Source organism: Pyrococcus yayanosii CH1, from assembly GCF_000215995.1.
GTDB classification, from domain to species: domain Archaea; phylum Methanobacteriota_B; class Thermococci; order Thermococcales; family Thermococcaceae; genus Pyrococcus; species Pyrococcus yayanosii.
The window spans coordinates 1,171,547-1,198,426 of record NC_015680.1; the positions used below are offsets into that span (position 1 = coordinate 1,171,547).

A 26,880-nucleotide genomic window follows, 5' to 3' on the forward strand; every position below is an offset into this window, starting at 1 on the left:
CTACGGTGGTGAGGGTGATAATTATCGAGTTCTCGGTCGTCCCCCTCGGGGAGCTCAGCCTGAGCCGCTACGTTGCCGAGATCATAAAGCTTCTTAAAGAGAAGGGAGTCAAGCATCAGCTCACCCCCATGGGGACCATAATCGAAGTTTCGAGCATCGAAGAGGGGTTTAAGATAATCGCGGAGGCCCACGAGCTCATGTTCAAGCTCGGCGCCAAGAGGGTGCTCACAAACATCAAGATAGACGACAGAAGAGACAAGGAAAGGGGGATGGAAGACAAGGTTCGGTCCGTCCTCGAGAAGGTGGTTGAATGAGGGTCCTCATCCTCGCGATAGACAGGGACGACGACTTCGGAGTGAAGGCAGATGTTAGGGGGCCTGTCATCGGTAGGGATGCCTGCGTGAAGGCCGCCCTGAAGCTCAGCCTCGCCGACCCGGAGGACAGTGATGCCAACGTCCTCTATGCCGCCGTGAAGCTCTACGACGAGCTTAAGGGGAAGGGGGAGTTCGACGAGGTGGGAGTTGCCCTCATAACAGGTCATCCCGACGTCGGAGTTAAGAGCGATCTTGAGCTTGGCAGGCAGCTTGAGGAAGTTCTCAAGAAGTTTCCTGCGGACGGTGTCATAACTGTAACCGACGGCGCGGAGGACGAGCAGGTATTTCCCCTTATATCCTCCCGGGTCCCCATAATTAGCACTAGAAGGGTTGTCGTCAAGCAGAGCCCGGGTATAGAAACAACATACTACGTGATAGCGCGCTACGTTAGGGAGATACTCAGCGACCCCGAGGCATCGAAGATCCTCCTCGGAATCCCGGGCATGATAGTCCTGCTCTATGGCCTCGCTAGGCTTATCTCAATCAAGTACCCCCCGAGCGCCCAGATAGTCTCCTCAGCAGTGACAGGCTTCGTAATGCTCCTCGTCGGCGGCTATTTCTTTGCCAAGGGTTTTGGCATTAGGGTATCCCTCAGGGAGAGCATAACCAAAGGATTCATAACTTTCATTTCCGTGGTAACAGGCCTCCTCGTGATAACCGCCGGAGCGATAAACGTCTATCTTAGGCTGGAGGATATCGCCCTTGAGATGATTGGAGGGCAACCCGGTAGTGAGCTCATAGCTCTCCTGATATTCCTCAATGCCGTTAATTCGACGTTCATTCTCGGTTTGGCCATAATGGTGGGCGGAAAGATAATCCAAGGATACCTACGCAGGGATTACCACCTCTGGTACTACGTGACGGGCCTAGTGATGCTCCCAGCCTTCTGGAAAGTTGTAGACCTTATGACCAAATACTCGAATCCCCTTATCACCCTTGAAAGGATCGAAATTGTCGAGGGAATCACCGTTATAGCTCTTGATATAGGATTGAGCATTCTCTTAGGCGCTTACCTTAGGGAAAGACTCAAGAGGTGGGTGGCAGGAGAAAATGAAAGAATTCAACCAGAGCGGCGCCTCCAGTAGATGAGTATGCTCAGGACCAAGGCGAGAATGCCAGTTGCTACGGCAGTATTCCTCAGCTTCTCCTTCTCCTCGACGTTCTCCTGCACGGGCACCTCTATCGTGCCCTCAAAGATATAGACGTTGTCATCACCCTTCTCCCTGTCACCCACCGCCCTTATGCGGACCTGAATTGTATAGGTCTTGGGTATGGCGTTCTTACCGACCGTCAATGTTATCACGCCTTGGCCAGCCTGGCCCGGGTCGAGGTTACCAATGTAGTCCGTCCTCTTAACGAGGGTAAAGGGCTGGGAAGACCTCACGACGCCCTCTATGACGACGCTCTCAGCCTGCTCTCCTCCAACGTTCCTAACCGTTATGTAGACGTTAACATCCTCGCCCTGCGTAGGGGGTCTGTCAAACTTCACCTTCTCTATGACTATCCTTGGCTTCTCGGCCACTATTATCGGGAGCTCAAGCTGGAGCTTTCTCACCTCACCCGCAGGTCCCTTGTACGTGAGCTCGAGTGGGATGATGTATGTGCCCGCCTTCGCCCCATCATCCACGTTTATCCTGAAGCTTGCCCTGGCCGAATCCCCAGGCATTAGCGTTCCAATGTTTATTAACTGCTCGCTCGTCTCGCTAAGCTCGAAGGGGGGCTCAACAAGTGGTCTCAGTATTACATACCTCGCTACCCCGCTACCGATGTTCTCGACTTCGAAGGATACCTCGACGTTATCGGTCCCGGGCAGTACCCTCGAAGGCGAAGTAGAGACCTTTGACACTACAAGCATCTCTCTTCCCGTCACCTCTACGCCCACGAGCCTCTCATCACTTATTTCTCTGTCATCTGGGGCCGAGAGATACTTCAGGGACACGCGAAGTGGATACACGCCATTCTCAAGTCTCTCGTTCGCCTTGAGTGTGAACTCAACCTTCAAGCTTTCGTTAGGCCTGATGATACTCCCATACCTGACGTTGTCCTCTCCTATGGGCAGAAAAGCCTGCACGTTCTCTCTTGCAAGCTCCTCCATTATCCTGTTGAGGGCCAAGGCAAGGTTCTCGCTGAGCTCTTGACTTCCCGTTATGGGCAAGTTGGAGAGGGCCGAGAGGTCAACCTTCTGAACATCTCTTCTCACAGAGACCTCGTAGGGGACGATCCTAACCTCGAGAGCCCTTGCATCACTCTCTCCAACGTTCTTTAGCTTCATGATAATTTTGAAGGTGTCCCCCGGCTCGACCTCCTTAGGATCAATCCTAACCTCCTCAATTTCTATAAACGCCGCCCTCCTCCTGATGACGGTTACTGAGAAGGTCATCTCCTGCGTCTTCTCCTCGTTAGAGTTGCCTGAATAATACCTCAGCCTGAGCCTGAAGGTGTAGGTCCCCGTCTTCGTCGATTCAGCTACGTGAAGCCTGAAGGTGTGCTCGTATTCGCCCGCCGGGTTCACAAACTGGACAAAGAACTGGCCCGTCCCCTCAACAGGAATCACGGCGTTGTTCGAAAGCCCCTCAATCCTATCGATCACTAACTCTCCGAACACGTTCTTGGCTATATCCCTACCGGCGTTCCTCAGCCGGATGGTTAGGGAGAAATCCTCCCCGGGATGAACAATCCTAGGCCCTTTAATCTCTACAAGCTGAAAAGCGGCGTCTTCATCCCTGGCGACGGTCACTCCCGCAAAGTCGAAGAGCATCCTCCGCTCCATCTGATCGTCCTTAGTGTAGACGAAATAGACCACGGTAAGGTAGAGGGGATAAATTCCAGCCCTCGCGTTCTCGTTGACCTTGTAGCGAAAGGTCACGACCTTATCCTCTCCGGGCTCGAGGAAGTCGAAGTACTGGAAAGAGGTATGGGCAGGATAAAGGGCTCCCTGGGCGAGTCCAGTCTGGCTCAGGGTCTGGGGGATTATTGAGGCCGCTCCCTCCTCCCTGCTCTCCGGGATTACGGGGGTGGGCGATAGTATGACGGTTAAATACCTCACCTTCCTGGCCCCGATGTTCTTCAGGTGGACTTTCACGTCAAAGACATCCCCCGGTCTAACAACCGTGGGAGTTTCTATGCTGGAAATAACAAGTCCCTGAACCATAGAGGCCCTCCATCCTGGGGGTCCGCTTATACTCAGCTTGGCACCATTCGGATACACTAGCAAAGCGGTTATGTAAAGCTTGTTCCCCTTGTACTCAACCTCCATCGTCTCGTTCTCCCTGAGGGGTGTTAGGTAGGGAATTGGGTATGGCTTCATTATGTCCTCCACGGTCAAGCCAAGCTCCGGATGCTCCTCTATCGTCTTCACAACGGCCTCATAAATCTCAGCTGGAGATGCGGAGTTCAGCCAGAGGAGGAATTGAGCATACTCAATGGGATTGGAAACGTTGTAGCCAAGGGTCTCGGCCATCGCCATTAGGAAGGTCTCGTTTGAGAGGAGCTCCTGAATCTTAGCCTGGTCGGGCACCTCTATGACCCTGTACTCGAGATTTATCGGGTTGCCTTCCTCATCGAGGACTGCTATGAAGGCCACCCATTCTCCACTCGTGTAGTTCTTGTCCACGTTGCTCAGCACGACCGTGAGGGGACCTACGAGAACGTAGTCCCCCTTGTTGAGGTATCCCTCAAAGAGCAACGCGATATCCGTTCCGGCTACCGATATCGGGACGGTGAGAAGGAAGAGGATAAGGAGTGCCGCCCTAATCTTCATTTTCAACACCTCCTAGCTTCCTCCCGAACTCGAGTTGGAGCAGGGCCGGAGTAACGAGGTAAGCCGAGAGCATCGAGGAGAATATTCCCACCGCTAAGACCTTTCCAAAGTCGTGGATGGCCGTGAGCTCGGCTGTCAAGAGGGAAAGAAAGCCACCGGCTGTCGTCAGGGCCCCCACGAGTATTGCAGGTCCTACACTTCCCATGGCTGTTATTATTGGGGCCCTGTTCCCCTCCCTAAGCTCTTCGAGGAAGCGGTGAGTTATGTGCATACCGTAGTCCACGCCAAGCCCTACGACCATGGAAACGACGCCCGCCAGTGTCTGAGTAAAAGGTATGCCAGCTAGCCCCATGTATCCTATCGTCCAAAGGGCTCCTAGGAACATGGGCATTAGCATGGCAAGGGCAACCGTAGGTCTCTTGAAGATAGCGAATACGACGAGAACCACTATGAGTGTCCCAACGGTCGAGATTCGATTAAGCTCATCGTTCACGAGGTTGTTGAGGACGTAGTTGAGATAGGCCTCCCCGGCGAGCCTTGCGGACACTCCTGGTGGAAAGTCCGCATTCTTAAGTTCCTCTTCAAAGTAGGCCATTATCTCGTTGAACACCTCCTGCCTGACCCCCATAAAGTTGCCCTTCAGCCTTATCGTCGTCATGGAGTAGTCGTCGCTCACGAGGGAGGAGCCTTTGAGGACCTCCGCGATCTTTTCCTTGTCGTTCGGGATATATCCGTATTTCTCAATGACAACGTCAGCTATGCTCTCGGTCTCGAAGACGTTGTTCAGGCACGAGTCAGCCTTAATAGCCTCCTCAAACCTGTAGATGGCCCTTACTATGGTTGGATCTCTTACATCATCGGCTTTCACGAGTATTACAACTTCGTCCTGACCACCGAACTCCGACCGGATATCGCTCAGCGCTTCTATCTCAGGGAGCGTCGTGGGGATCATCTTCTCAAGCCTGACCTCCGTCGTCACGAGGGTAAAGCCGTAAATAGATAGGCCCGTTATGAGGCCGGCGACGAGGAGAGCACCCCACGGGGCCCTCTTTATGGCCCCGCCGAGGAACTCGAAGGCCCTTTTAATCCTCTCCGAGGTTCCCAGTCTCAGTCCCCCGCTTCTCCAACCCAGCCTTTTCCCTACCTCCTCCTCAAGGATTGCGACGGCAGGGGTCACGATGACGGCGTTCATTGCCGTAAGTCCAAGGCCCATAACGAGGGCCAAACTGAGCCGTCTCAGAGAGGGAAGGATTGATAGGGATAGCGCCAAAAAGCCGGCTATCGTCGTGAGAGCGGCCCCGAGCAAGGCCTTTCCAGTCTCAGCTATAGCTTCTTCCGCCGCTTCCTCGGGTGGCCTCCCCTTTGCCCTCTCCTCGTAGTAGCGGTTAGTCACGTGGACACCATAATCTATTCCCATCCCGATTATCATTGCCCCCACGGTGCTTGTGGCAAGGTCGAGGGGTATTCCGAGGAGTCCCATGAAGCCGAGGGTCATGATGACGCCGAATGTCAGTGGTATCAGGGGGACGAGCATCCTTATGGGGGAGCGATAGAAATAAATGAGTATCAGAACGACTATAACACCGGCAACGGCCATCGTCCTGTTCATGTCGGCCTGAAGCATCTCCAGTATTCGGTAGGTTATCCCGAGGTCCCCAGTCAGAACAGCCTCAACGCCCTCGGGAAAACCTGCCTTCTTGATATCTTCCAACATTTCTTTGTAAACCCGCACAAGAGCCTCTTGGTTACTTTCTCTGTTCAGTGTCACCACCACAAGGGTTGTCGAGTAATCCCGACTGACGAGGGAGCTCCTTGCATCCTCGGGAAGCATATCCAAGACGAACTTTGTCTCTTCGATAGTCCTCGGGAGCCTGCCCAGAACCTGAACGCAGATGTCAGCAATGCTAAAGGTATCCGTAACGTACTCTCTCTCCATGAACCTCTGCTCAAGGTCATATATCGCCTTGATGACCCTTGGATCTCTTATATCGACTACGTCAGATCCAGTCCCTTTTATCCTCACGAGGACCAGAGCAGAGCCCCCGCTTCCAAACTCGTTCTGGAGAGTGTAATAGTCCTGGACAGCCTTCAGATCAGAGGGAAGTTGTTTAGAAAGGTCACTTTCGAACTGGAGCTGAGACATACCATAAAAGGATAGGACTAGGAGGAAGAGCGTAACCAAGGCAAGGCTGTGCCTGTAAACCACTATTATCCTAGCGAGTCTCCGGAGCATGAGGATCCCCCGGAACTTTCGGAAATTTCCGAAAGTTTTATATTGTGAGAATTTTAAAAGGCTTTTGGTGTGGGTGGGATGGGGGTTGAGGAGGCCAAGAGGATAGTCATGAAGAGCTTCGCGAACACGGCCCGAAGGTTTGGCCAGAGCGAGCTCCTCGGTTATATATATGGAGCCCTCTTCTTCTCCGATGAACCTCTTAGCCTTGCCGAGATAGCCGAGATTACCGGATACTCCCTTTCCCACGTGAGCTCAGCCATGAAGGTACTAGAGGGAGTCGGACTAGTCCAGAGGGTAAAGAAGCCCGGGGACAGAAAGGCCTATTTTGTGGCCACCAAAAGCTTTGGCGAGTGGAGAAGCGCAGCATTCTACAGCCGCCTCCTCAGGGACGTCGAGGAGACTCGGGAAAACCTCCTTAGAGCCTTAAAAGAACTGGAGGGAGAAGAGGAAAAAGATGCCGAGAGGATCAGAGAGAAACTAGAGAAGGCGCTTAGGAGGAATGAAACGGCGAGAAAGTTGCTCGCATTCTTAATGAGGTTCAGGGATGAGGAAGAGTTGTTAAAAGCCCTCGAAAGATGCCTCGAGGGCTGATCAGCCAGGAATCCGGTCATCACCACTCAGTATCGGATGGCGCTCATCACATCTGTTCCTTCTATCTTGGAATCCTTATATCGGTTTCGCTCCAAAGCTTATAAAACAGGGAGGAAGAGTTTAAAACATGGAAGAAACGGTGGTCAGGGACAAAAGGGCCCGGAAGAAGATACCCATTAATCTCGTCACAATTAGACCGGCAAAACTCTTCGACATACCCTACATAATGAGGGTAGAGCACCTATCCTTCCGGGAGAAGTATCCGAGGGGAATATTCCTCACGTTCCTTGAGGCCAATCCCGACACCTTCCTTGTGGCCGAGTACAATGGAAAGGTTATAGGCTACGTAATGGGTTACCTAAGGCCCGACATGGAGGGCCACATAATGAGCATAGCGGTCGACCCGGAGTACAGGGGGAACGGCATAGGAAAGGCCCTGATGATAGCCGTGATAGAGCGACTCCTCAAGAAGGGAGCCAGATGGATAGGGCTAGAAGTGAGGGTAAGTAACGAGAGAGCGATAAGACTCTACGAAAGGCTCGGCTTCCGGAAGGTCAAGCGAATTATAGGCTACTACTCAGATGGTGAAGATGCCTATTATATGGTGCTCCCGGCCGAGGAGTGGAGGGGGAACTAATGAAGGAGCCAATAGAGTTCAGGCTAAGTGGCGACAGGGTCTTCAGCGAGAGAGAGAAGGCGATAAATCAGCTACACAACAACCGAGGCTACGGGGAGGTCATCGAGGGAAAGCTCTTCCTCTCGCTCGTCGAGGCGGCATACCTTTTGGAGAAGGGGAAGATAAGAGTACTGGATGGAGACAGGGAGCTCTCGCTTGAGGAGCTCTTTGATCTTGGTCGGAAGCGTGATGAGGACTTTGACGTGAAGTTTCTCGTTTATAGGGATCTAAGGGAGAGGGGCTACATCGTTAAATCCGGCCTTAAGTTCGGCTCCCACTACCGCGTTTATAGGAGAGGATCAGAGCACTCGGACTGGCTCGTTTGGGTGGTGCGGGAGAACGCCAAGCTGAGCCCTAATGACATAACTGCCCGTATCAGAGTGGCCCACGGTGTCAGGAAGAGCATGGTTATGGCTGTGGTTGACGAGGATGGGGATGTAGTATATTACAGAATCGAGTGGGTGAAGTTTTAACTTAAGGCTTAAATAGTGGTAAGGATTTCATGAACAAGCCTGTTTTCGGTAGCACTTATTGAGGGTGGCAACAATATGAACAAAGGCAGCCTTCTCCGAGCTGTCCCTTGGGAAAAGAGAAATAACCAGGTATTGAAATCTAAGGGGAGCAAACGTACTTCACACATCCCCTTTCGAAGGCCTTAAACGAGCCAAGTTTGAGGCCCAGAAGGGCTTTATTGATATCTACCGCCTTCATAGAGGCAACGTGCGTCACTCCTGTATCTCTGAAAAACTCGGGGAGCAGTCCTCCAGTTGGGCCAACGAGGATGAACGTCTTGGCGTTTTTGCTCCTGTCAATGAGCATGTCGAAGGTTCCGTTCACAAGGCTGGTGGCGCTCGCTATTATTGCCTCCATCTCCGGAAGAAGAACGTACTCAAGGGCGTCGCTGAGTGTGTCTTTGGTCCACAGCTTGGGGTTCCTCTCGAAAACATAGACATTCTTTCCCTTCCTCCTTAGAACTTCAACAACAGGCTCGATGTTTCCAATCACGGCCACTCTTTCCACGTTCTCGGGCACAATCTCAACTATGTCCCTGAGCTCCGCGTCCTCAAGGGAGAAGTGGTACTGGCAGACGGCGTTCATAGCAGCCAGACCAAGGGTCCTCTCGATGGCGTTGAGTGAGTCCGCCCGCTCTATTAAGGCCGGGAGGGTTATCTCTTCGAGGGAGCTTTCGTACCTTCCCACCTCCTCGCTAAGGGTCATAGCGACGCCGAGCGCCGATTTTCCACTGTCATCTCTGACGAGAACCCACGTGTATGGCAGGCCGAAGGAAAAATCAGCGAGCTCAAGCCCACGGGAGAGCTTTAAGACCTTTCTTTTAATCGAGCCTATGAACACCTCAGTCACCTCCAATCCTTATCCCCTTAATGCCGCATATGTTGAGCTCGGGAACGCAGAAACCGTTCTCGAACTCTATCGTCGGGTTTTTCTCGATAACATCGGAGAGCCTGAAGGTTTTCTCGCCCCGGGACGTTACGAAGGTTACCTCCTTTGCTTCGGGCCACGGATCTGCCAGGTTAATGATATCTTTGAGGCCTGCCTTTGATTTTTCATGCTTTACGATGTAGTCAATGCCCTCGAAGATACCTAAGGTTCTTGGAGATAAATACAACTCGTTCTCCACCATTCCGTATATGTGGAGCGCGCTGCTTTCGTTCAGGAACTCGACCACCTTTATTCTGTCTATCCAGTGGCACTTACACCCGAAGGATAGACTTGTTATCAGCCTCACCGTCCCGTTTACAGGCTCTCCGTCGCGGTAGAGGGCCAGAACCATGCTGACGTTCGATGGCACGCTGACTATCTCGCCGTTTTCGGAGATGAAGTTTATCACGTCCCCCTTTCCGAGCTTCTGCGGGGGTATACCTTCCCAGTGGACGGTTCTTCCGAGGGCAAGGTCCGGAACGGGCATGTCCGTCAGACCGAGCTTCTTTGGATCCTCCAGTGAAAGCTCCTTCACGCTGTTTCCTGAGATAATGTACAGTGTCCATGTGCCCTCCGAACTGTTTGTTTCCCCCGTGTTCGAGCCGTTCGAAACGCATCCGCACACAAAAACGGTCAAGATTACAAAGACCAGGATTTTTCTCATGGTACCACCTCCCGGGGAACCATTATCTCGGCGGTAACCCTTTCAACCGGGATGTCATAAAGAACTGAGAGGTTCTGTGGAGTTATCACCTCTTCCGCCCTGCCCCCGGCTATTATCTTCCCGTTCTTGAGCAGAAACGCCCTCTCGGAGTACGTCAGGGCGAGGTTCGGGTCGTGGAGTGAAACGAGGACGGGCTTTTTCTCGGAGAGGGATTTTATGATGGACATCACCTCGTACTTGTTTTTAAAATCGGGGAAAGAAGTTGGCTCGTCGAAGAGTAAAACCCTTCCCCCCTGAGCCACCGCGCGGGCTATCATGACAAGTCTCCTCTCACCGCCGCTGAGCTCAGTGAAGGGCCTGTTTTTTAGCTTTTCGAGGCCGAGGGTTCTTAAGGCCTGGAGCGCGGCTTCTTCATCCTCTTTTCTTGGCCCCTCGATTGGGTTGATGTAAGGGTTTCTCCCCATAAGAACCATCTGGAAGACCGTGTAGGGGAAGGTTGATGAGAACTCCTGCGGTGAATACGTTATCAGCTTCGAGACTTCCCTCCGTGGAAGCCCCGTTATGTCCCTGCCATCCACGATCACGCGCCCTGTTTCGGGTCTCAGTATTCCTGCTATGCACTTCAGGAGGGTAGTCTTGCCAGCGCCGTTCGGCCCGAGGAGGCAGGTGAGTCCTCTCTCCACCGAAAGGTTTACGCTCTTTAAAACCCGCCTCTGGCCGTAGGAGAAGCTCAGTCCCTCAACGCACAGCATACCATCGCCTCCTCAATATAAGAACGAGCGCAGGGGCGCCTATTATGGACGTCATTACCCCCAGGGGGAGCTCCATTGGGGCAAGGCTCCTCGCGAGGTCATCGCAGATGATCAAAAGTGTCGCCCCGATCAGGGCCGAGGCAGGGACAAGGATTCTTGCATCGTGCCCAACCAGGAGCCTGGCTATGTGTGGCGCAATAAGTCCAATCCAACTCACTATCTCGGCCATGGCCGTTGAGGCCGATATGCCAAGGGTTGAAAGCAGTATTATCAGGGTTCTGTAGACCTTAACGTTCAATCCAAGGGCCTTTGCCTCCTCCTCTCCAAGGCTCAGACATTTAGCGGCCATCGGAGGAGTGCCAGTCCCGCGATGCAAATCAAAATGGGGATCGGGAGAAAGCTCATACTCTCCCACCTCATTCCCGCGAGGCTCCCGAGGAGCCAGAAGACTATCGTGGGCAGTTTGTCGTAGGGATCGGCCGTATATTTGGCGATGCCAACCAGGGCCGAGAAAAAGGCCGAGACGGCCATTCCTGCGAGGACGAGGCTCAGGATTCCATCTCCTATGAGCCTCGATAGGTAACCTTCCCCGGGTCTATGCCGTACCACTTCCCGTAAAACTCGTCTGCAATTTTCTGGACATCAACATCTTGGAAGAGGTCCGGGTGTAGAACCTTTGCCAGCCAGTAGAGGCTGAGAACCCACTTTGGAGCAGGATAATCCCAGCTCTCACCGTCGTTGGGCATGGCATACACTTTTCCTTCCTTCACGGCCTTTATGGACTGCCATGCGGGGTCGTTCAGTATGGTCTTCTTGACCTCCGTGCTCGGGTAGGTGAGCGTCTCCCCTTACTTTGCCGGGATGATTGCCCACGAGGCTCTCGGTCACTTGGCTGAGGCAGACCAACTGCCGAACACGCCTTTAGCCAAAAAGCTCGGGGAGCAGATTGCACCGGAGTTTGTTAGCTTAAGCGACGGGAACGTCGAGAACGGCCACGGGAACGATAGATACGATGACGAAGGCGTCCCAGTCAGAAAAGTTGAAATCCTGAAGGATGGAATCTTCAACGAGCCCCTCTTGGACAGGGAGAGGGCTTATGAGCTCGGGGTTTCCCCGAACGGTCACGCGAGGGCCGAGAGCTACGCCTTTGAGCCAATGGTGAGGATGAGGAACACCTACTTTGAGCCCGGTGACTGGTCCTTCGAGGAGCTTGTTTCCGAGGTTAAGCACGGCTACTACCTCGTCCGCCCTGGACCGGGACAGACAGGAGTGGACTCGTCTTTCACCGTTGGTGTCCTCGAGGGATACACAATCGAGAACGGTGAAATTGGGGAGCCAATATTCAACGCCACGGCCACCGGGAGGGCTCTGGATGCACTTCCCGGAATCCGGGGACTCGGGAAGGAGCTCGACTTCGAGAATACCTACTGCGGGAAGGGCCAGGTGGTTAGGGTGAGCATGGGCGGGCCACACGTTCTCTTCGAGAGGGGAATAAGGGTGGTGTGAATGGAGCAGGAAATTTACAGGTTGCGTGAGGAGCGGAAGGGTGTCTCCCTTGAGGGAAGCTTTAAGCCCTTTGCCAAGGTTAGGGAGTTCACGGCGGTCAGGCTCATCGAAAACGGAAAAATGGGCTCGGCGCTTGCAGAAGGCGAGGGCGAGGCAGAGGCTTTTAGGCTTGCCCGCGAGACACTTCGCTTTTCCAGTGAAGAGGACTACAGGCTCCCAACTGGCCACAAATCCCGCTGGAAGAGGGCGTTTGAAATTGACGTTGGCGACCTTGCCGGAGAGCTCTCCGCGCTGGCCGGCGAGCTGAAGGGCATTTCCCTCTCGGGTACGGTGGAGCTCATAACGAGGCGCTTCTCGGTGGAGAGCACCGCGGGAGCTGACGTTGAGGGTTCATATTCCTTCCTGAGAGCCGAGCTCGAAATCGGGGGTGGGCTTTCCTTTCAGGTTTCCGCGGGCTCGGCTTCAAAAACGGAACTAATTGAGTTCATTAAGCCATATCTCGAGCTTATCGATAGGCTCGATGAAATCGCGCCCCCAAAAGGGAAAGTTGAGGTGGTCTTTGCCCCAACGCCACTTTACACCCTTCTTCTCCCCCCAGTCCTCTGGAAGTTTCGGGGAAGAACAGTTGTGAACTCACCGGGGATGGAGGCGAAGGAAGGGAAAGTCTTGGCCTCGCCTCTCGTGACGGTTCTTGATGATCCTCTCGACGAGGGTTCGCTCCGCTACGTTAAGGCAGACGATGAAGGGGTTAAGGCGAGAAAAAACTTTCTCATTGAGAAAGGCATTGCTAAAGGACTCTTATGGGACAGCTACACCGCCTGGAAGGCAGGGAAGGAAAGCACGGGCAACGGAATAAGAATAGAAGAGGAGGTTTTCGATGGTCCACACAACCTGACGCTTGCACCGGGAAGAGAAACCCTTGAGCGGATGATAGAAGAGGTGGAGAAGGGCTTTTTGGCCCTTGGCCTCAGGGGGGCAAATGCACTCGACCCAGTGACAGGCAACTTTTCAGTCGTCGTAACGCCTGCCCTAATAATCGAGAGGGGTGAGGTTAAGGGCTTCTCCCGCTTTGAACTCAAGGGGAACGTCTGGGAACTGCTCAAAACCACCACGGGAGTTGGGAGCGAGCTTACAAGGGTGTGGCTCGACGAAGGGCTCTCGCTATCCCTACCCTTCCTGAGGACGGAGGTGGTTGTGTGAGAGAAACCCTGGATAACTTCCACTCCAAAGCCGTCGAAGTGTTTAAAAAAGCAGGTGACACGGAGGAGGAACTCAAGTGGCTCACCGGTTCGACACTAGCCCTGTTTCCTGCTCACAGGGAGGAGGTCAGGCTGAGGCTTAGAACCATGGAGGAAATCGTACGGCGGGCAGAAGGGAAAATCCTCGACGTTGGTTCCGGTTCCGGACTGCTTGCCCTCGCGCTCTCCGAGAAGGGAACCGTCATCGGAGTCGAAAAGAGGGCCGACTTCTTTCCCTTCCTTCGGGAACTTGAGAGCGGAGACCTTAGGTTTATCCGGGCAGATTTCCTCAGCGACGACGTTGGGCGGGACTTTGACACCGTGGTCTTCTCCTACACCCTCCACGACCTTGAACCGGAGTCGTTCATAAAACGGGCCGCTGACGTTCTCTCGCCCGGTGGCAGAATCCTCGTCGGCGACTTCGACCTTAATGGGTTGAGAGAAAAGGTAAAGGAGCTCACCGGGCTTTATGGGCTCCTCGTGAGTGAGGAGCTCGTCCTCGGATGGGCAACGAGTCACGGTAGGGAGTGCGATGCGTTCCTGCTCGTTCTCAAAAAACAGGGAGGCTGAAAAATGAGGGTCGCTCTAATCCCTATGAAGGTTGAGGCTGGAAACTTTGAGGCCAACTGGCGGGAGTTTGAGAAGCGCTTTGGGGAGGCCCTGAAACATGACCCTGACTTCGTTGTCTTCCCGGAGTACTGTTTAACTGGCTTTGAGGAGTGGGACTTCAGCGGGGCGGAGCTTTACGGCGAGATAGTTGAGTGGGTGAGCCGGCTTGCCAGGAAGGCGGGTGTTTACGTCGTCTTCGGCCTTTTGGAACCCTACAAAAACTGCGTCTACAATTCAGCTTTGCTGATCGGCCGGAACGGGGAAATCCTGCTGAAGCACCGCAAGTTTCAAGAACCTTACAAGTTCTGCACCGGCAATACAGTAAGAACTGCAAGAACTGAGTTTGGAAAGGCCGCGATAATCATCTGCGGCGACCTCTACAACAAGAGGATAGCGAAGTGGGTTCGGAAAAAGAGACCGGACTTCATCTTTATACCGATGGAGTACTCGCCGGACTACGGCGAGCCGAACGAGGAGGATGTGAAGGCAATGTCCGAGCGGGCTGAACTCCTCGGTGTTAGGACATTCATAGTCAACAGCTACCCGCCGGGCGGGGCTTGGGTCTTCGATGGGGACGGGAACCTGCTGGCTGAGAGCAGGGGAGATAAAATGTTGGTGTGGGAAGAAAAGCGGGATTAGGGCTTGCCGCCCCTCCCTTGACCTGTCTCCATCGGGCTATTGATTATCGCCTCGAACTCGTCCTTCGGCAGAACCTGCGGCTCGTAGGTTACCCCGTAATTTGAAAGTGTTTTCACGAAGGCCCTCAGGTGATTCCTTGAGCCCATCATGAGGTTCTCGTAGACGGTTATGATGTCTATTTTGTCAGTCTGTGCTATCCTCTCCTGCAGGTCGATTATGTCAATTTCCTCTATGTAAGCGCCGACTTTGAGCGCATCTATTTCACTTTTCATCCCCTGCTCAACGAGTTGATTGTACAGGTTCTGCAGGTCTCTGTTCTGGAACTCACCAATCCCCCTACTGGTGGTTGGATCGGTCAGGTTGTACTTTTTCAGGAGCAGTCTGACGGACTCAACATGGGTGGTTTCGCTCTTGGCGATGTTGTTGAATATTGGAAGCCCCCACTTCTCGTAGAGTTTGATGTAAACGTCGTGCGCCAGCTTCTCCTCCTCGATCATCCAGAGAAGGCTTTCTTTTTCCTGCTGTGTCAGTTCCCCAGCAGGTATGGAATCTATGTAAGATTGAAGACTCTGGACGTTCAGGTTACCGTTGGTGTCCCCGGTTAAGGGAATCGTATCGTTCGCGGGTTGGGTCGCCGTAGGAGCAGTTGAAGTTTCGCCGATACTTATACATCCCGAGGTGATGACCCCCATAGTTAGAATGGCCATCAAGAAAAATGCGTAAATCCTTTTCACGTTAATCCCCCTCGTTTGTCTTTCATTGGATACTCTGCCAGAGGTTCATAAATACCTTTTGGTTCATCCGGCTATTCAAAACGATGCATTGTCAAAAGCCATCTCGAAGTCAACCCTGTCGTGGGGCTTGAAGTGGTCAACGATACCCCTTCCGCTGTCTCCTAAAACGCCCTCACCGTGGGCGTCGTCTATGTAGAGAATCGCGTCGTACTGTTCAGCTAATTCGGCCATCTCTGGGAGCGGTGCCAAATCACCATCCATGCTGAAGACCCCGGCGCTGACGATGATCTTCTTATCCTTGCTCTCCTCCTTTATCTTGGGATGGGCCGCTAAACCGAGGTAGTTGTTGGAGCACATACTTCAGAACGCGGTTTCCATCAACCACGACCCAGGGCCCCTAGGAGCTCTCAAGCTTCTTCGCAACCTCCTCCCCCCTTAGCTAAGGGTTCCAACGCCTTAACCCCTTGCTAGTGGGGAGGTTTGAGGGGTTCTCATTAGAGAACCCGTTCTAATCGGTTCATAAAGTTTTTTAACAGTGTTAATGTAATGCCTCGCCTGAAGTTTAGCTTTCTTATGCATTCTCTTGAGCCTCCTGCCCGTTTTGGCTTCAGACTTGTTGAATTTCGACTGATATTCTCAAATCTTTCTCCTCCAGTAAAAATCAATGCTTTTGAGGCTTCGGCGGCAGTTTTACCTGCTCTTTCACTGCCAGAGGGTGTTGTTCTCTACCCTCTGCTGCTTTCAGTTGGATCAGTTGGAATTGGGCTAACTGAAGACCGTCAGGAATATGCCCTTGTTGGTATAACAGTCCTGCCTACTGACAAAGACAAGACATCCCAAAAGAGGGCTCATCCTTCAGAATACTCTGTGGCCTCAATGCATAATCCCAGTATTTGGTGATTGCTGGAACGTTTTTTGAGGCCAAACATTAGAAGCTTTGGCGCGTAGCTTATAACATGAGTGTGTCCGTTAGGGAAGCTGGCCGAATTCCCCTCGACATTCCCGACGTAGTGAGGATAGAGAAGGAATCTTTACAGGGCCGAGCACATGAGCATAGCCGTTGACCCCGCCTACAAAGGCAAGGCAGCGGACTGGAGAAGGCCATAAACCAGCTCTACAACAAGCGGTACTTCGGCAGAATGATCAATGGTAGGCTCTTTCTCTCGCTCCTTGATACGGCCTATCTTGTTGAGCGAGAGGCTTAAAATAGCGAGGATTTCATGAACAAGTCTGTTTTCGGTAGCCCCTGCTAAGGATGTCCTTTATCAGGAATGCAAAAGGGAGGACTAAACACTTATTGGGGGTGGTAATAATATGAACAAAACCACCCCGATGCTGAACGACGCCAGATAAGCAATTATGCCGATATATGGTCTGAGCTTCCTTCCAAGGAGGTAAAACGACAGTCCCCAGGCCCCTATGATAAGAAAACCTTCGATTCCGCGCCTTAAATATATGGGGAAATAGAGGTAGTCAACCAGCCGGATTATCGTTATTATCCATCCCGTATACATGAGGGGAAACAGGGAAAGTACTGGGTCTATCCCGTTTTCCTTCAGCTTGAAAATACGGAGAGCCAGCTTAATCCCCAGTACCCAGAGGAGAACCCTAAAAATTGCGCTTACTATTAGAATTATAGGCATCTCATAGAACCCTGCGAGCTCAAGGGCGAGCACGTTGGGAGTATAGAGGGAAACAGCGATAGTAACAATTCTGGAGAAGGATATTGGGGAATAAAACGCCAGAAATACATACAACAAGAGCAGTACCATAAACCCCACGATATTTTTTGAGTAACCATTTTTGCCAACTATCCACGCAAGTGAGATTGATAGTAGAACCAATATCACCAATGAAAGGATAAGAACGTTGTACATGGCTACAAAATTAGTATCTCTTTCTTGTCTGACCTGCTCATGAAGATACTCCTTAAAGGCTTCTCTACTTTTGCTAGCTAATATAATTCCCGTCACTAAAGTTGCTGGGAACAGGATATGCCGGGAAATCCCCGATTTAATCAGGTAAGGGATGGCGAAAATAAGTAAAAGAAGCGTTTGGAATAGAATTGTGGCTTTCAGTCTGATTTTCATTGTCACACCTCGGTGATTTTTATGTAGTCATAACTGACTCCCGAAGCTCCCAGCAAGCCGGTGAGGGCTCCTGCGAGTCCAGCCAGCACGTAACCCAAGATGGTTCCTCCAAGATCACTTAAAAACGTGTCAATTTCATCGTAGGTGTTTGCTCCCAGCACAAGTATGCCGTAGCTCTCCCCTTTTCCTCTTGAGAACTTAACTGGGACTTTAAAGGCGGACATGGTCCAACCGCTGTTCTCAATCTTGAACTTATGGAACGGCTTGCCCCATTTCTTCGTTGTTCCCTCGTATTTAACCTCGTTCCACTTCCATTCTACCTCATTAGGGTATAACGTAACACCGCTTGGAACCCCTATCCAGACCCGATAGCCTCCTATTGGCAACTTTCCGATACCCACTACCAGTGAAAGTTTGCTTCCATGTTTCACCTTGTAATGTTTGTATGCAAAGAATATCAAGTGTACTATCCTCTTATCCTGAATGCCACTTCCGTCGAGATACACTTCTAAAGCAGCTCCGGGTGTTACTGACTGGGGTTGAACATCCCCACCAACCCATTGCTGTTTGTTATAGGTGCTTGGAATCGCCATTGCACTTCCTGCAGTCACTCCTACCATCAGCAGTCCCAAGAGAACTGCCAACAGGCCTTTCCACTTCATGAGGTCACCTTCGTAGGGTTGTCTGCAATGTCTGCTATCCAACTTTATCTTATAAGTTTTTCCATTTACTTAAAGTAAATCTTCCCTTAGGATTTGTCAAAAGTAGCCTGAGTAAAAATGGTGATACAATCGGTGATCCTTAGGCCACAACTGCCTGCGCGTAGACTCAAATGGGGGGTAAAAAAGAGCGATCACGCTTCACTTCAAAAAGCCGGTCTTTTTGCCCAGATCCTCGAAGGCATCGATGACGTACTGGAGATCTTCCTTAGTGTGGGCCGCTGAAGGCTCAAGCCTTATTCTCGCCGTTCCGAGCGGGACGGTCGGATAAACAATCGCCTGCGCGAAGATGTTGTACTCGTCATATAGGCGTTTGCTGAACTCCTGGGCAAGCTTCTCGTCGTAGAGCATGACCGGCGTTATCGGGTGCTTGGTGTTGCCGAGGTCGTAGCCGAGGTCTCTCAAACCTTTCTGGAGGAAGTGAGTGTTATCCCAGAGCTTCTTGACGAGCTCATCACTCTTCTGAAGTATCTCTACGGCCGCTATCGCCGCGGCAACGTCAGGTGGGTTCATGGCACTTGAAAATAGAAACGGCCTCGCCCTCTGCTTGAGATACTCTATAGCCTCCTCAGGTCCGGCGACGTAGCCGCCTATTACTCCAAAGGCCTTGCTTAGTGTACCCATCTCGAAATCAACGCGATCGTGGAGCTTGAAGTGGTCTACTATTCCACGGCCATGCTCTCCAAGGACACCCTCACCGTGGGCATCGTCTACGTAAACTATTGCATCGTACTGCTCGGCAAGCTCAACTATCTCCGGCAGGGGAGCGAGGTCGCCGTCCATCGAGAAGACTCCGTCAGTGACGATGATTTTCTTCTTCTTATCCTTGTTCTCCTCCAGCTTCTTCTTGAGGTCGTCCATGTCTATGTGCTTGTAGATAACCTTAGGAGCGCCGCTGAGGCGCATTCCGTCGATTATGCTCGCATGGTTGAGCTCCTCGCTGATAAAGACGCCATCCTCCCCCTTCCTAAGGAGGGCACTTATTGAACCAAGATTCGCATTGTAACCGCTCTGGAAGAGTATTGCCGCTTCCCTCTTCTTGAACTTAGCCAATTTCTCTTCTAGCTCGACGTGAAGCTCCATGGTCCCTGCAATCGTCCTAACGGCTCCGGCACCGACGCCATAGTCAAGGATAGCCCTTATGGCAGCCTCCTTAATCTTCGGGTGGGCTGCGAGGCCGAGATAGTTGTTGGAACACATGTTGAGAACTCTCTTGCCATCAACGACGACCCATGGTCCCTGGGCGCTTTGGAGAACCCTTATGGTTACGTAGAGGCCCTTCTCCTTGAGCTCCTTAAGCTCCTCGGTAATCCAGTCAAGCTTCCCCATAGAAACCACCATCAATGGATTGAGTTTCACCGCTATAAAACTTTCGTCCAAAGGTTTTTATCCGATGATGGCCCATCCTCCCCGGGTGGCCCTATGGCGGGAATAGAGAGAGTAAGGGGAACGCGGGACTTCTCTCCAGAGGAGATGGCGAAGAGGCGATGGGTTTTCGAGAGAATAAGGGAAGTCTTCGAGCTCTATGGGTTCAAAGAGATTCTAACACCCACCCTCGAGTACACTAAGCTCTTCCAGCTGAGAAGTGGGGAGGAGGTCGTCAAGCAGCTCTACGCTTTCAAGGATAAGGGTGGCCGCGATGTATCCCTGAGACCCGATATGACGTCAAGCGTCGCCCGTCTCTTCGTCAATGAGTTCCAGAATGCTCCAAAGCCCATCAAGTGGTATTACATCGCCAACATGTTTCGATACGAGGAGCCCCAGAGCGGTCGCTACAGGGAGTTCTGGCAGGCCGGTGTTGAGCTGATAGGAAGCGATAGAGTGGAGGCGGACGCAGAGGTCATAGCACTCCTCGTGGAGAGCTACCTTGCTACCAGACTGAAGGACTTCACGGTGAACATAGGAGACAGGGTTTTGCTCGACGAATTCGCAAGAGAGCTCGGTGTCGAGGACGATGTAGGTTTGATGAGACTCGTAGACAAGAAAGACAAGATGAGCCGGGAGGACTTCATTAAGGCTTTAAGGGATTTCGGCCTCGACGATGGAAGCGTTGAGAAAGTTCTCTCGCTAATCGAAATGAAAGGCAAGCCCGATGACGTTCTGCCAAAGGCAGAGGAGCTCTTCAGGAGCGAGAAGGCCAGAGCGGAGATTGAACGCCTCTACGAGCTCGTTGACCTGCTTGAGGCTTACGGCGTCGGAGATTTCATCCTGATAGATCTCGGTATAGCAAGGGGCCTCGACTACTACACGAGCGTCGTCTTCGAGGCGATAGCGCCCAATGACATCGGCATAGGGTCGATAGGTGGTGGCGGCCGCTACGATAACCTCATAGAGGTCTTTGGAGGGAAGCCTACACCTGCCACGGGCTTTGCCATAGGGATAGAGAGGCTAATCCCAATACTGGAGTGGAAGGGCCTCCTTCCGGAGCCGAAGTTGGGGGCAGAGGTTTATGTGATACCCATTGGAGACGACCCAGAAGTCAGGAGAGCGGCCCTTAAGATAACGGCGGAGCTCAGGAGGGCAGGGGTTAGGGCGGACCACGAGCTCATGGGTAGGAAGCTTAGGAAGGCCCTCGACTACGCTGGAAGGCTCGGCGTTCCCTACGTCGTTCTCGTCGGAAAGAAGGACCTTGCAGAGGGAAGGGTGACGGTAAGGGACATGGAGAGCGGCGAGCAGAGAACAGTGGAAATTGACAAGGTTGATGAAGAGGTTTTAGGGTTACTCAGGAGATAGAGCCCATTGCTTTCTTCTGAAAAATAATAAAATTGAAATCAAGGAGATATCCTCAACTTGCATCTCCATTTTTTGTAGTTATGCAAATTCCCGTTCTTGGGTTGCATGGTGGGGATGGTGATTTGCCATCGGTTATAATGCCGAAGACCAATGGGACGTTAACCTTTGGCCCACCAGCCCTCACATTCACACTTACAACGCTGTACATTGCATAACAACTCTTCCTTGGCTTAATGTCAACATCGTACACTGCAATCGATACCGCGTTCATGCACTTGTGAAATCCGAACGTCAGGCTGAGTGCGCTGGCCAATCTTCCAAGCTTCGGGCTTACTCCAGTAAGATACTTTCCGGCCGCATAGCCTATTGGAATGCTCAAGCTCGACCTAGAGGAAAGTGAATTGGCCTGAAGTTGCTTTATGAATACTGCTTCCTCCCAGTTTCCGATATTGCCAATCCACTTTCTCTTCCATTCTGCTTCTTTTGAGATACTCCAGATGTTGGGAGTCTTTGTAATTCTTGGAGGATTCTGCCCCACAGATTTCTCGAACCTCCATCCTTCTCCCAGCTCTTTAATATTGTAATCTCCAGTGCTGTGGATTTTGATGGGGTATGTTTGGACTATTTCTATGTCAACGTATTTCTTTGTGAGCTTATCATATGCGGGAACTTTGGCGTGAACCACGATATACCCAACCCTAATGTTCAGATACCTCTCCCAGGTGTTTGAATTGACTGTTAAGGGTCCCAATGATTGATAGCTTACATCAAGTGCCCATCCTTCGAAGTTGTGTCCTTTAGATACGCTGAGGACTGTAAAAGGCCCAACGTCAATTCCAATCGTCCAGTAGCTGTAGGTGCTCCTGCTGAGTAGGAGATCCCAGTCAAAATCAATCTCTTCTGCAACTCGATTTTCTATTTTTAGCCCCATCACTGAAACCCACTCGTCAAAAGTCTTTGCCTTTGCCCTGCTTTCAAAGTAGAAATCCCAGTTTGAGGCTAGGCAGTACCTTCCCCCAAAGTCCATGTAACCATTTGGACAAGAGCCCGTTGCCTGAACATTGTAGCTTCCCTTCAAGTCGAGAAATTCGCCTTCAAGCCTGATCCTGCTTGAGGTTACGCTTTTCACTCCAAGCCTTCCGTCTTTGGTTATGTAGAGGATTAGGGGAGTTGGTGGGGCGTAGAGAGCTTTCTCAGTAGTTGAGAATTCCTTTATCCATTCCTGCCTGGGCACTTTGACGAAGACTGGGAAGAATCCGCCAGCTTTTCCGATTTTCAGTACTTTAACACTCCCATTGGGCAGAGGGTAGTAGATAACGTAGTTGCCCGAACCTTCAATCTTGTACACATCGTAGCCGAATATTCTACTTACGGAGTCCTCGTTATTCACCATGTAGTTCAAGGCCCCCACAATAGTTCCTCCAAAAAGAATCAATAACCAAACTACCAACAAAAATTCCCTACTCACCATAGTTATTCCCAACAACAATCACCCCACACAAACTTATAAAATTTACTCTTAATTCTTATAGGCTTTTTGTTATTTGATGACTTTACTAGTCTCCTTAAGTAGCGGGGCGAGACGCAGGAGGTGGGCTAGGGGACAATATCTGAGCCATCCAGCTAATCTTGATGTGCCGACAGAGTCCCATTAACAAAAAATTGCAAAGAAGGGCTATTTCCTCTTAAGTTCGAACTTCCTGACCATTCTACGCACCCGCCACTCTTCGAACCTTCTCACGAAAGGACATCTTGTCCTCCACTTAGTGTATATCTCCTTGAGAGCCCTAATCATGGACATTGCCCCCAGCCAAAGTAGTTAAATCCCTAGGACAAATTAATTTTTTAAGGTAATGGTGCTGCCGATAAACCCACTTCCAGCTGTCCAAGGTGAACGGCCAGAACACGATTTATCCCATGGACCTCCCAATTATCCACCATCTCCTCTACACACAACTGACCTCCTCCCCGCCCTGAAGGGCGAGGGTTCCAACGAATTAACCCCTCGCCAGAGGCGGTTCGGTTCGCGGGCCCATCACCTACTCCCGTTACCAGTTTCGGTTCAGCCCGCAAGCCGGGTCTTCGGCCCGTTACCCCTACCGGCAAACCCGGATTAGGGTTATCGTTTAGAGGCCACCCCTCAGAGTTTTTGACTGCCAAGAGGCAGTCTTTTGAAAGGACGCTTAACAACGCCAACCCTCCAACGCTGGAGGGTAACGTGAAACCCCTCATCTCATCGGGTTATCTTACGGTGGCCTCTTCGAGGCCTTATTACGCTGGCAAGACTTAAAAAGGTTTCGGTGGTTAGAATGCTCGACTCAAGAATACTGCATCCCCTCCCTAAAGGGCGAGGCTTTCACCGGCACGTAACGCCCGGTTCCCTCGCTCTCCCCGATGGTGTTGAGACGGCAAATCAATAGCTGGAGAAGAAGTTCCGGCCTATAAAAGCGTAGGGATTAAAATACCTAAGTGTCGAAAACATGGGAGGATGATGAGTCTGGAGCCCCCCGAGTTGTGAGGAGAACTTGCGGGGCTGACCTCCATGATTAAGAGGATGCTTTGTCGGGAGTATATCGAAGAAATCGAAAGATTGGAGCGCTCCATAGTGGAGCTGGAGGAGGAAATCGTCAGGCTGAAGACTCAGCTCAGGATGAAGACAAACGAGGCCACGAGCCTAGCCATAGAGAACGCCAACCTCAGACACAAGCTGGAGAGGCTCCAGCGGCAGTACGAAAGGCTCATCGAGTTTCTAAAGAATGCTAAGATACCATTTGTGATAATTGATGAGGAATGCGAGGAGGAAACTGAGGGAAGATAGGAAACCTTTATTACCAAGAGTTCTCCCCAACTTCTTGGAGGGAGAGTGCCATGGAGTTCATCATGAAGACTAGGATGTTCGAGGAGGAGGGCTGGATAAGGAAGACCTGCAAGGTCTGCGGGAAACCCTTCTGGACACTCGACCCCGACAGGGAGACCTGCGGCGACCCGCCGTGCGATGAATATGAATTCATTGGCAAACCGGGCATCCCAAAGAAGTACACCCTTGACGAGATGCGCGAGACCTTTTTAGGTTTCTTCGAGAAGCACGGGCACGGCAGGGTGAAGCGCTACCCGGTTCTTCCGCGCTGGCGCGATGATGTCCTCCTCGTTGGCGCTTCAATCATGGACTTCCAGCCTTGGGTTATCAGCGGCGAAGCCGATCCACCTGCCAATCCACTCACCATAAGCCAGCCCTCTATAAGGTTCACCGACATCGACAACGTCGGAATAACTGGCAGGCACTTCACGATCTTCGAGATGATGGCCCATCATGCTTTCAACTACCCTGGAAAGCCGATTTACTGGATGGACGAGACCGTTGAGCTAGCCTTTGAGTTCTTCACCAAAGAACTCAAGATGAAGCCGGAGGACATTACCTTCAAGGAGAACCCGTGGGCCGGTGGAGGAAACGCCGGGCCGGCATTCGAGGTTCTCTACCGCGGCCTTGAGGTTGCTACCCTCGTCTTCATGCAGTATAAGAAGGCCCTAGAAAATGCAGACCCAAGCCAGGTTGTCATCATCAAGGGCGAGAAGTATGTCCCTATGGAGACGAAAGTCGTCGACACCGGCTACGGCCTTGAACGCTTGGTCTGGATGAGCCAGGGGACGCCCACCGCTTACGACGCCGTCCTCGACTACGTCATCGAGCCGCTCAAGAGGGAGGCCGGTGTTGAGAAGATAGATGAGCGCATTTTAATGGAGAACTCTCGCCTTGCCGGAATGTTCGACATCGAGGACATGGGCGATCTGAAGGTCCTCCGCGAGCAGGTGGCCAAGCGTGTCGGCATAAGCGTCGAGGAGCTTGAGAAGGCGATAAGGCCCTACGAGCTCATCTATGCCATAGCGGACCACACGAAGGCTTTAACCTTTATGCTCGCCGACGGTGTCATTCCCTCCAACGTTAAGGCCGGCTACTTAGCTCGTCTGTTGATAAGGAAGAGCATGAGACACCTAAGGGAGCTTGGGCTTGAGGCACCACTCGCCGAAATCGTCGCCATGCACATAAAAGCCCTGCACAAGACGTTCCCCGAGTTCAAGGAAATGGAAGACATAATACTGGAGATTATTGAGCTGGAGGAGAAGCGCTATGCTGAGACACTGAAGAGGGGAAGCGAGCTCGTGAAAAGGGAGATAACAAAACTAAAGAAGAAGGGGAAGAAAGAAATACCGCTGGAGAAGCTCATAACCTTCTACGAGAGCCATGGTCTAACACCGGAGATCGTCAAAGAGATAGCCGAGAAGGAAGGCGTTGATGTTCACATCCCAGACAACTTCTACTCCCTCGTGGCAAAGGAGGCCGAGAAGGGCGAGAAGAAAGAGGCCGCCAAGCACGTGGTCGACTTCGAGCTCGTCAAGGACCTGCCGGAGACGAGGACGCTTTACTACGAGGACCCGTTCATGAAGGAGTTCAAGGCAAAAGTTCTTAGGGTCATCGACAACTGGCTCGTTCTCGACCAGACCGCCTTCTATCCGGAGGGCGGCGGCCAGCCCTACGACACGGGCGTTCTGGTGGTGGACGGGGAGGAAGTTAAGGTCACCAACGTCCAGAAGGTCGGGAAAGTAATCCTCCACAAGGTCGAGGAGCCTGAGAAGTTTAAGGAGGGGATGACCGTCCACGGAAAGCTCGACTGGGACAGGAGAATACAGCACATGCGCCACCACACCGGAACCCACGTCCTCATGGGCGCCCTCGTAAGGGTTCTCGGAAAGCACGTCTGGCAAGCTGGAAGCCAGCTCCACACCGACTGGGCCCGCTTGGACATTTCTCACTACAAACGCATAACCGAGGAGGAGCTCAGAGAAATCGAGAGGCTCGCCAACAGCATAGTCATGGAGAACAGGCCGGTAAAGTGGGAGTGGCTTCCAAGAACCGAGGCAGAGCAGAAGTACGGCTTTAGGCTCTACCAGGGCGGAGTCGTGCCTGGCAGAGTTATCCGCGTCCTTAAGATAGAGGACTGGGACGTCCAGGCCTGTGGTGGAACTCATCTCCCGAGCACGGGCCTAATCGGGCCAATTAAGATACTCAGGACGGAGCGCATACAGGACGGCGTTGAAAGGATAATCTTTGCCTGTGGAGAGGCCGCCGTCAGGGAGTGGCAGAAAGAGAGGGAGCTCCTGAGAAAGACAAGCGAAGTCTTCCGCGTCCCTCCAGACAAGCTCCCAGAGACCGCGAAGAGGTTCTTCAACGAGTGGAAAGAAGCCAAGAAGGACGTCGAGAGGCTTAAGAAGGAGCTGGCCGAGGCCCAGATCCGTAACCTTGAGACAGCTGGACAGAGAATCGGGAACGTCGAGCTGATATTCCATAAGGTGGAGCTTGACCCCGCAACCCTCAGGGACGCGGCCCTGAGGCTCAAGAAGCCTGGCAGGGTGGTGGTGCTCTACAATGGAAGTGGTAACTTCGTCGTAGCCGTCGGCGATGGTGTGGAGGTAAAGGCGGGGGATATCGCCAAGAGGATAACGACCGTAGCCGGAGGAGGAGGTGGCGGCAAGACCGATTTAGCTCAGGGAAGGGTCAAGGACGTCTCCAAGATAAAGGAGGTAATAGAAGACGTGAAGAATGCCCTTTAGCTTCCCTCTTTTTGCTTCTCAATGTATATGGTGTCCTCCCATCTCCAGAGGGGAAGCTTGCTCATCCTAATCTCTATCGTGGCGTTGACTTCACCCCTAACGACCTTCTTTGTGAGCTCAGGAGAGAGCGTGAACTGAACGTAAACCCATTCCGGAACCTTTCCTTTCTCAACCTTTATGCTGAAGCTGTCAACTCCTCTAAAGCTTTCATTCCCGTAGCCCACGACGTATTTCGTGCCCTCTGGGAACTTTATCCTCAGCTCAAAGCTGTCCACGAGGGGATTTATCTTCAGACCGAACAACCCATCTCCCTCGCCGGTCTGTGGATTTACGACGATATAAGTGATGCTCCTGTTGTTATCGTAGTAGACTTCCTCGTATTCCACGGTCGCCGGGGGCAACTTGGCTGTTTTCATGGCATAGGCAAGGAGAGCCACCAGTACGATAAGGAGTCCAAGCAGACGCTTATCCACTCACACCACCCACATCATCTCGTCTACTGAGGTTAAATAGTT

25 protein-coding genes and 3 pseudogenes are annotated in these 26,880 nt (G+C 52.2%); 13 read left to right on the plus strand and 15 right to left on the minus strand.

The window, feature by feature from the left end; genetic code table 11:
- Positions 1-14: 14 nt before the first annotated feature.
- The gene (locus PYCH_RS06595; RefSeq protein ID WP_013906067.1) at positions 15-314 is read left to right on the plus strand and encodes an MTH1187 family thiamine-binding protein; all 300 of its coding nucleotides are present in this window, start codon (positions 15-17) and stop codon (positions 312-314) included.
- Positions 311-1,459 (plus strand): DUF373 family protein, encoded by a 1,149-nt coding sequence (locus PYCH_RS06600; protein ID WP_013906068.1) that lies wholly within the window; start codon positions 311-313, stop codon positions 1,457-1,459. The genes PYCH_RS06595 and PYCH_RS06600 overlap by 4 nt, the downstream gene beginning before the upstream one ends.
- Here PYCH_RS06600 and PYCH_RS06605 read toward each other — a convergent pair.
- Together PYCH_RS06605 and PYCH_RS06610 are read right to left on the minus strand one after the other, a co-directional pair.
- Positions 1,435-4,134: a COG1361 S-layer family protein gene (locus PYCH_RS06605; protein ID WP_013906069.1), complete on the minus strand. Its 2,700-nt coding sequence runs from the start codon at positions 4,132-4,134 to the stop codon at positions 1,435-1,437. The genes PYCH_RS06600 and PYCH_RS06605 overlap by 25 nt on opposite strands.
- Positions 4,124-6,367 (minus strand): hydrophobe/amphiphile efflux-3 (HAE3) family transporter, encoded by a 2,244-nt coding sequence (locus PYCH_RS06610; RefSeq protein WP_013906070.1) that lies wholly within the window; start codon positions 6,365-6,367, stop codon positions 4,124-4,126. Before PYCH_RS06610 ends, PYCH_RS06605 begins: the two co-directional genes overlap by 11 nt.
- 78 nt (positions 6,368-6,445) lie before the next feature.
- Here PYCH_RS06610 and PYCH_RS06615 point away from each other — a divergent pair, with 78 nt between their 5' ends.
- The 3 genes from PYCH_RS06615 to endA all read left to right on the plus strand — a co-directional run bounded on the left by PYCH_RS06615 (position 6,446) and on the right by endA (position 8,107).
- Positions 6,446-6,958 (plus strand): GbsR/MarR family transcriptional regulator, encoded by a 513-nt coding sequence (locus tag PYCH_RS06615; RefSeq protein WP_013906071.1) that lies wholly within the window; start codon positions 6,446-6,448, stop codon positions 6,956-6,958.
- Between the two features lie 127 nt (positions 6,959-7,085).
- Positions 7,086-7,595, plus strand: coding sequence for a ribosomal protein S18-alanine N-acetyltransferase (rimI, locus tag PYCH_RS06620; protein ID WP_013906072.1), 510 nt, complete (start codon positions 7,086-7,088; stop codon positions 7,593-7,595).
- Entirely contained in the window at positions 7,595-8,107 is a 513-nt protein-coding gene (endA, locus tag PYCH_RS06625; RefSeq protein WP_048058255.1) for a tRNA-intron lyase, read from the plus strand. Before rimI ends, endA begins: the two co-directional genes overlap by 1 nt.
- A gap of 139 nt (positions 8,108-8,246) precedes the next feature.
- Here endA and PYCH_RS06630 read toward each other — a convergent pair whose 3' ends face one another.
- The 5 genes and pseudogenes from PYCH_RS06630 to PYCH_RS09500 all read right to left on the minus strand — a co-directional run bounded on the left by PYCH_RS06630 (position 8,247) and on the right by PYCH_RS09500 (position 11,236).
- Positions 8,247-8,987: a Rossmann-like domain-containing protein gene (locus PYCH_RS06630; RefSeq protein ID WP_013906074.1), complete on the minus strand. Its 741-nt coding sequence runs from the start codon at positions 8,985-8,987 to the stop codon at positions 8,247-8,249.
- A gap of 1 nt (position 8,988) precedes the next feature.
- Positions 8,989-9,738, minus strand: coding sequence for a hypothetical protein (locus PYCH_RS06635; RefSeq protein ID WP_013906075.1), 750 nt, complete (start codon positions 9,736-9,738; stop codon positions 8,989-8,991).
- Positions 9,735-10,490: an ABC transporter ATP-binding protein gene (locus PYCH_RS06640; RefSeq protein ID WP_013906076.1), complete on the minus strand. Its 756-nt coding sequence runs from the start codon at positions 10,488-10,490 to the stop codon at positions 9,735-9,737. Before PYCH_RS06640 ends, PYCH_RS06635 begins: the two co-directional genes overlap by 4 nt.
- Positions 10,477-11,021 (minus strand): annotated as a pseudogene (locus tag PYCH_RS09490) (FecCD family ABC transporter permease). The gene PYCH_RS06640 and the pseudogene PYCH_RS09490 overlap by 14 nt, the downstream one beginning before the upstream one ends.
- A 32-nt stretch (positions 11,022-11,053) precedes the next feature.
- Positions 11,054-11,236, minus strand: a complete 183-nt coding sequence (locus PYCH_RS09500; protein ID WP_237698652.1) for a hypothetical protein — start codon at positions 11,234-11,236, stop codon at positions 11,054-11,056.
- Positions 11,237-11,324: 88 nt separating this feature from the next.
- On the opposite strand from PYCH_RS09500, the gene PYCH_RS06650 reads away from it, so the two are divergent.
- The 4 genes from PYCH_RS06650 to PYCH_RS06665 are packed head-to-tail and all read left to right on the plus strand — an operon-like array spanning position 11,325 to position 14,482.
- Entirely contained in the window at positions 11,325-11,996 is a 672-nt protein-coding gene (locus PYCH_RS06650; protein ID WP_148236208.1) for a TldD/PmbA family protein, read from the plus strand.
- On the plus strand, positions 11,997-13,196 hold the full coding sequence (locus PYCH_RS06655) for a TldD/PmbA family protein (protein WP_013906079.1): 1,200 nt from the start codon (positions 11,997-11,999) through the stop codon (positions 13,194-13,196).
- The gene (locus tag PYCH_RS09505) at positions 13,193-13,804 is read left to right on the plus strand and encodes a class I SAM-dependent methyltransferase (RefSeq protein ID WP_013906080.1); all 612 of its coding nucleotides are present in this window, start codon (positions 13,193-13,195) and stop codon (positions 13,802-13,804) included. The genes PYCH_RS06655 and PYCH_RS09505 overlap by 4 nt, the downstream gene beginning before the upstream one ends.
- A gap of 3 nt (positions 13,805-13,807) precedes the next feature.
- The gene (locus PYCH_RS06665; protein WP_013906081.1) at positions 13,808-14,482 is read left to right on the plus strand and encodes a carbon-nitrogen hydrolase family protein; all 675 of its coding nucleotides are present in this window, start codon (positions 13,808-13,810) and stop codon (positions 14,480-14,482) included.
- On the opposite strand, the gene PYCH_RS06670 is transcribed toward PYCH_RS06665, so the two are convergent.
- From PYCH_RS06670 to PYCH_RS10180, 3 genes and pseudogenes are all read right to left on the minus strand, one after another.
- Positions 14,479-14,979: a DUF2202 domain-containing protein gene (locus tag PYCH_RS06670; protein ID WP_308700743.1), complete on the minus strand. Its 501-nt coding sequence runs from the start codon at positions 14,977-14,979 to the stop codon at positions 14,479-14,481. The genes PYCH_RS06665 and PYCH_RS06670 overlap by 4 nt on opposite strands.
- A 315-nt stretch (positions 14,980-15,294) precedes the next feature.
- Positions 15,295-15,525 (minus strand): annotated as a pseudogene (locus PYCH_RS06675) (aminotransferase class I/II-fold pyridoxal phosphate-dependent enzyme); the annotation flags it as partial.
- Between the two features lie 207 nt (positions 15,526-15,732).
- Positions 15,733-15,897, minus strand: a pseudogene (locus PYCH_RS10180) (RNA-guided endonuclease InsQ/TnpB family protein); the annotation flags it as partial.
- 458 nt (positions 15,898-16,355) lie between these two features.
- Between PYCH_RS10180 and PYCH_RS10335 the strand changes: the two are divergent.
- Positions 16,356-16,421: a hypothetical protein gene (locus PYCH_RS10335; RefSeq protein ID WP_083817014.1), complete on the plus strand. Its 66-nt coding sequence runs from the start codon at positions 16,356-16,358 to the stop codon at positions 16,419-16,421.
- A gap of 81 nt (positions 16,422-16,502) precedes the next feature.
- Here PYCH_RS10335 and PYCH_RS06680 read toward each other — a convergent pair whose 3' ends face one another.
- From PYCH_RS06680 to PYCH_RS06690, 3 genes are all read right to left on the minus strand, one after another.
- The gene (locus PYCH_RS06680) at positions 16,503-17,306 is read right to left on the minus strand and encodes a hypothetical protein (protein ID WP_013906085.1); all 804 of its coding nucleotides are present in this window, start codon (positions 17,304-17,306) and stop codon (positions 16,503-16,505) included.
- A 2-nt stretch (positions 17,307-17,308) separates the two neighbouring features.
- Positions 17,309-17,968, minus strand: coding sequence for a hypothetical protein (locus tag PYCH_RS06685; RefSeq protein WP_013906086.1), 660 nt, complete (start codon positions 17,966-17,968; stop codon positions 17,309-17,311).
- A 198-nt stretch (positions 17,969-18,166) separates the two neighbouring features.
- Positions 18,167-19,354: a glycine C-acetyltransferase gene (locus PYCH_RS06690; protein ID WP_013906087.1), complete on the minus strand. Its 1,188-nt coding sequence runs from the start codon at positions 19,352-19,354 to the stop codon at positions 18,167-18,169.
- Between the two features lie 93 nt (positions 19,355-19,447).
- Between PYCH_RS06690 and hisS the strand changes: the two genes are divergently transcribed.
- Complete coding sequence (gene hisS / locus PYCH_RS06695; RefSeq protein WP_013906088.1) at positions 19,448-20,758, plus strand: histidine--tRNA ligase; 1,311 nt, start codon at positions 19,448-19,450, stop codon at positions 20,756-20,758.
- A 52-nt stretch (positions 20,759-20,810) separates the two neighbouring features.
- On the opposite strand, the gene PYCH_RS06700 is transcribed toward hisS, so the two are convergent.
- Entirely contained in the window at positions 20,811-22,241 is a 1,431-nt protein-coding gene (locus PYCH_RS06700) for a hypothetical protein (RefSeq protein ID WP_013906089.1), read from the minus strand.
- Between the two features lie 1,059 nt (positions 22,242-23,300).
- Here PYCH_RS06700 and PYCH_RS06705 point away from each other — a divergent pair.
- Both PYCH_RS06705 and alaS read left to right on the plus strand, forming a co-directional pair.
- Positions 23,301-23,576, plus strand: coding sequence for a hypothetical protein (locus tag PYCH_RS06705; protein ID WP_013906092.1), 276 nt, complete (start codon positions 23,301-23,303; stop codon positions 23,574-23,576).
- A 50-nt stretch (positions 23,577-23,626) separates the two neighbouring features.
- Entirely contained in the window at positions 23,627-26,365 is a 2,739-nt protein-coding gene (gene alaS / locus PYCH_RS06710; RefSeq protein WP_013906093.1) for an alanine--tRNA ligase, read from the plus strand.
- Here alaS and PYCH_RS06715 read toward each other — a convergent pair.
- Positions 26,362-26,838 (minus strand): hypothetical protein, encoded by a 477-nt coding sequence (locus tag PYCH_RS06715; protein ID WP_013906094.1) that lies wholly within the window; start codon positions 26,836-26,838, stop codon positions 26,362-26,364. The two genes, alaS and PYCH_RS06715, sit on opposite strands and share 4 nt — an antisense overlap.
- Positions 26,839-26,880: the final 42 nt, after the last annotated feature.

Coding starts and splice junctions, on each gene's coding strand:
- PYCH_RS09500 (WP_237698652.1), bottom strand. CDS start 11,236: ATGCCCAACGACGGTGAGAGCTGGGATTATCCTGCTCCAAAGTGGGTT.
- PYCH_RS06610 (WP_013906070.1), bottom strand. CDS start 6,367: ATGCTCCGGAGACTCGCTAGGATAATAGTGGTTTACAGGCACAGCCTT.
- PYCH_RS06690 (WP_013906087.1), bottom strand. CDS start 19,354: ATGGGGAAGCTTGACTGGATTACCGAGGAGCTTAAGGAGCTCAAGGAG.
- endA (WP_048058255.1), top strand. CDS start 7,595: ATGAAGGAGCCAATAGAGTTCAGGCTAAGTGGCGACAGGGTCTTCAGC.
- hisS (WP_013906088.1), top strand. CDS start 19,448: ATGGCGGGAATAGAGAGAGTAAGGGGAACGCGGGACTTCTCTCCAGAG.
- PYCH_RS06605 (WP_013906069.1), bottom strand. CDS start 4,134: ATGAAGATTAGGGCGGCACTCCTTATCCTCTTCCTTCTCACCGTCCCG.
- PYCH_RS06705 (WP_013906092.1), top strand. CDS start 23,301: ATGATTAAGAGGATGCTTTGTCGGGAGTATATCGAAGAAATCGAAAGA.
- PYCH_RS06635 (WP_013906075.1), bottom strand. CDS start 9,738: ATGAGAAAAATCCTGGTCTTTGTAATCTTGACCGTTTTTGTGTGCGGA.
- PYCH_RS06600 (WP_013906068.1), top strand. CDS start 311: ATGAGGGTCCTCATCCTCGCGATAGACAGGGACGACGACTTCGGAGTG.
- PYCH_RS06615 (WP_013906071.1), top strand. CDS start 6,446: ATGGGGGTTGAGGAGGCCAAGAGGATAGTCATGAAGAGCTTCGCGAAC.
- PYCH_RS06665 (WP_013906081.1), top strand. CDS start 13,808: ATGAGGGTCGCTCTAATCCCTATGAAGGTTGAGGCTGGAAACTTTGAG.
- alaS (WP_013906093.1), top strand. CDS start 23,627: ATGGAGTTCATCATGAAGACTAGGATGTTCGAGGAGGAGGGCTGGATA.
- PYCH_RS06680 (WP_013906085.1), bottom strand. CDS start 17,306: ATGAAAATCAGACTGAAAGCCACAATTCTATTCCAAACGCTTCTTTTA.
- rimI (WP_013906072.1), top strand. CDS start 7,086: ATGGAAGAAACGGTGGTCAGGGACAAAAGGGCCCGGAAGAAGATACCC.
- PYCH_RS06655 (WP_013906079.1), top strand. CDS start 11,997: ATGGAGCAGGAAATTTACAGGTTGCGTGAGGAGCGGAAGGGTGTCTCC.
- PYCH_RS06640 (WP_013906076.1), bottom strand. CDS start 10,490: ATGCTGTGCGTTGAGGGACTGAGCTTCTCCTACGGCCAGAGGCGGGTT.
- PYCH_RS06670 (WP_308700743.1), bottom strand. CDS start 14,979: ATGATCGAGGAGGAGAAGCTGGCGCACGACGTTTACATCAAACTCTAC.
- PYCH_RS06685 (WP_013906086.1), bottom strand. CDS start 17,968: ATGAAGTGGAAAGGCCTGTTGGCAGTTCTCTTGGGACTGCTGATGGTA.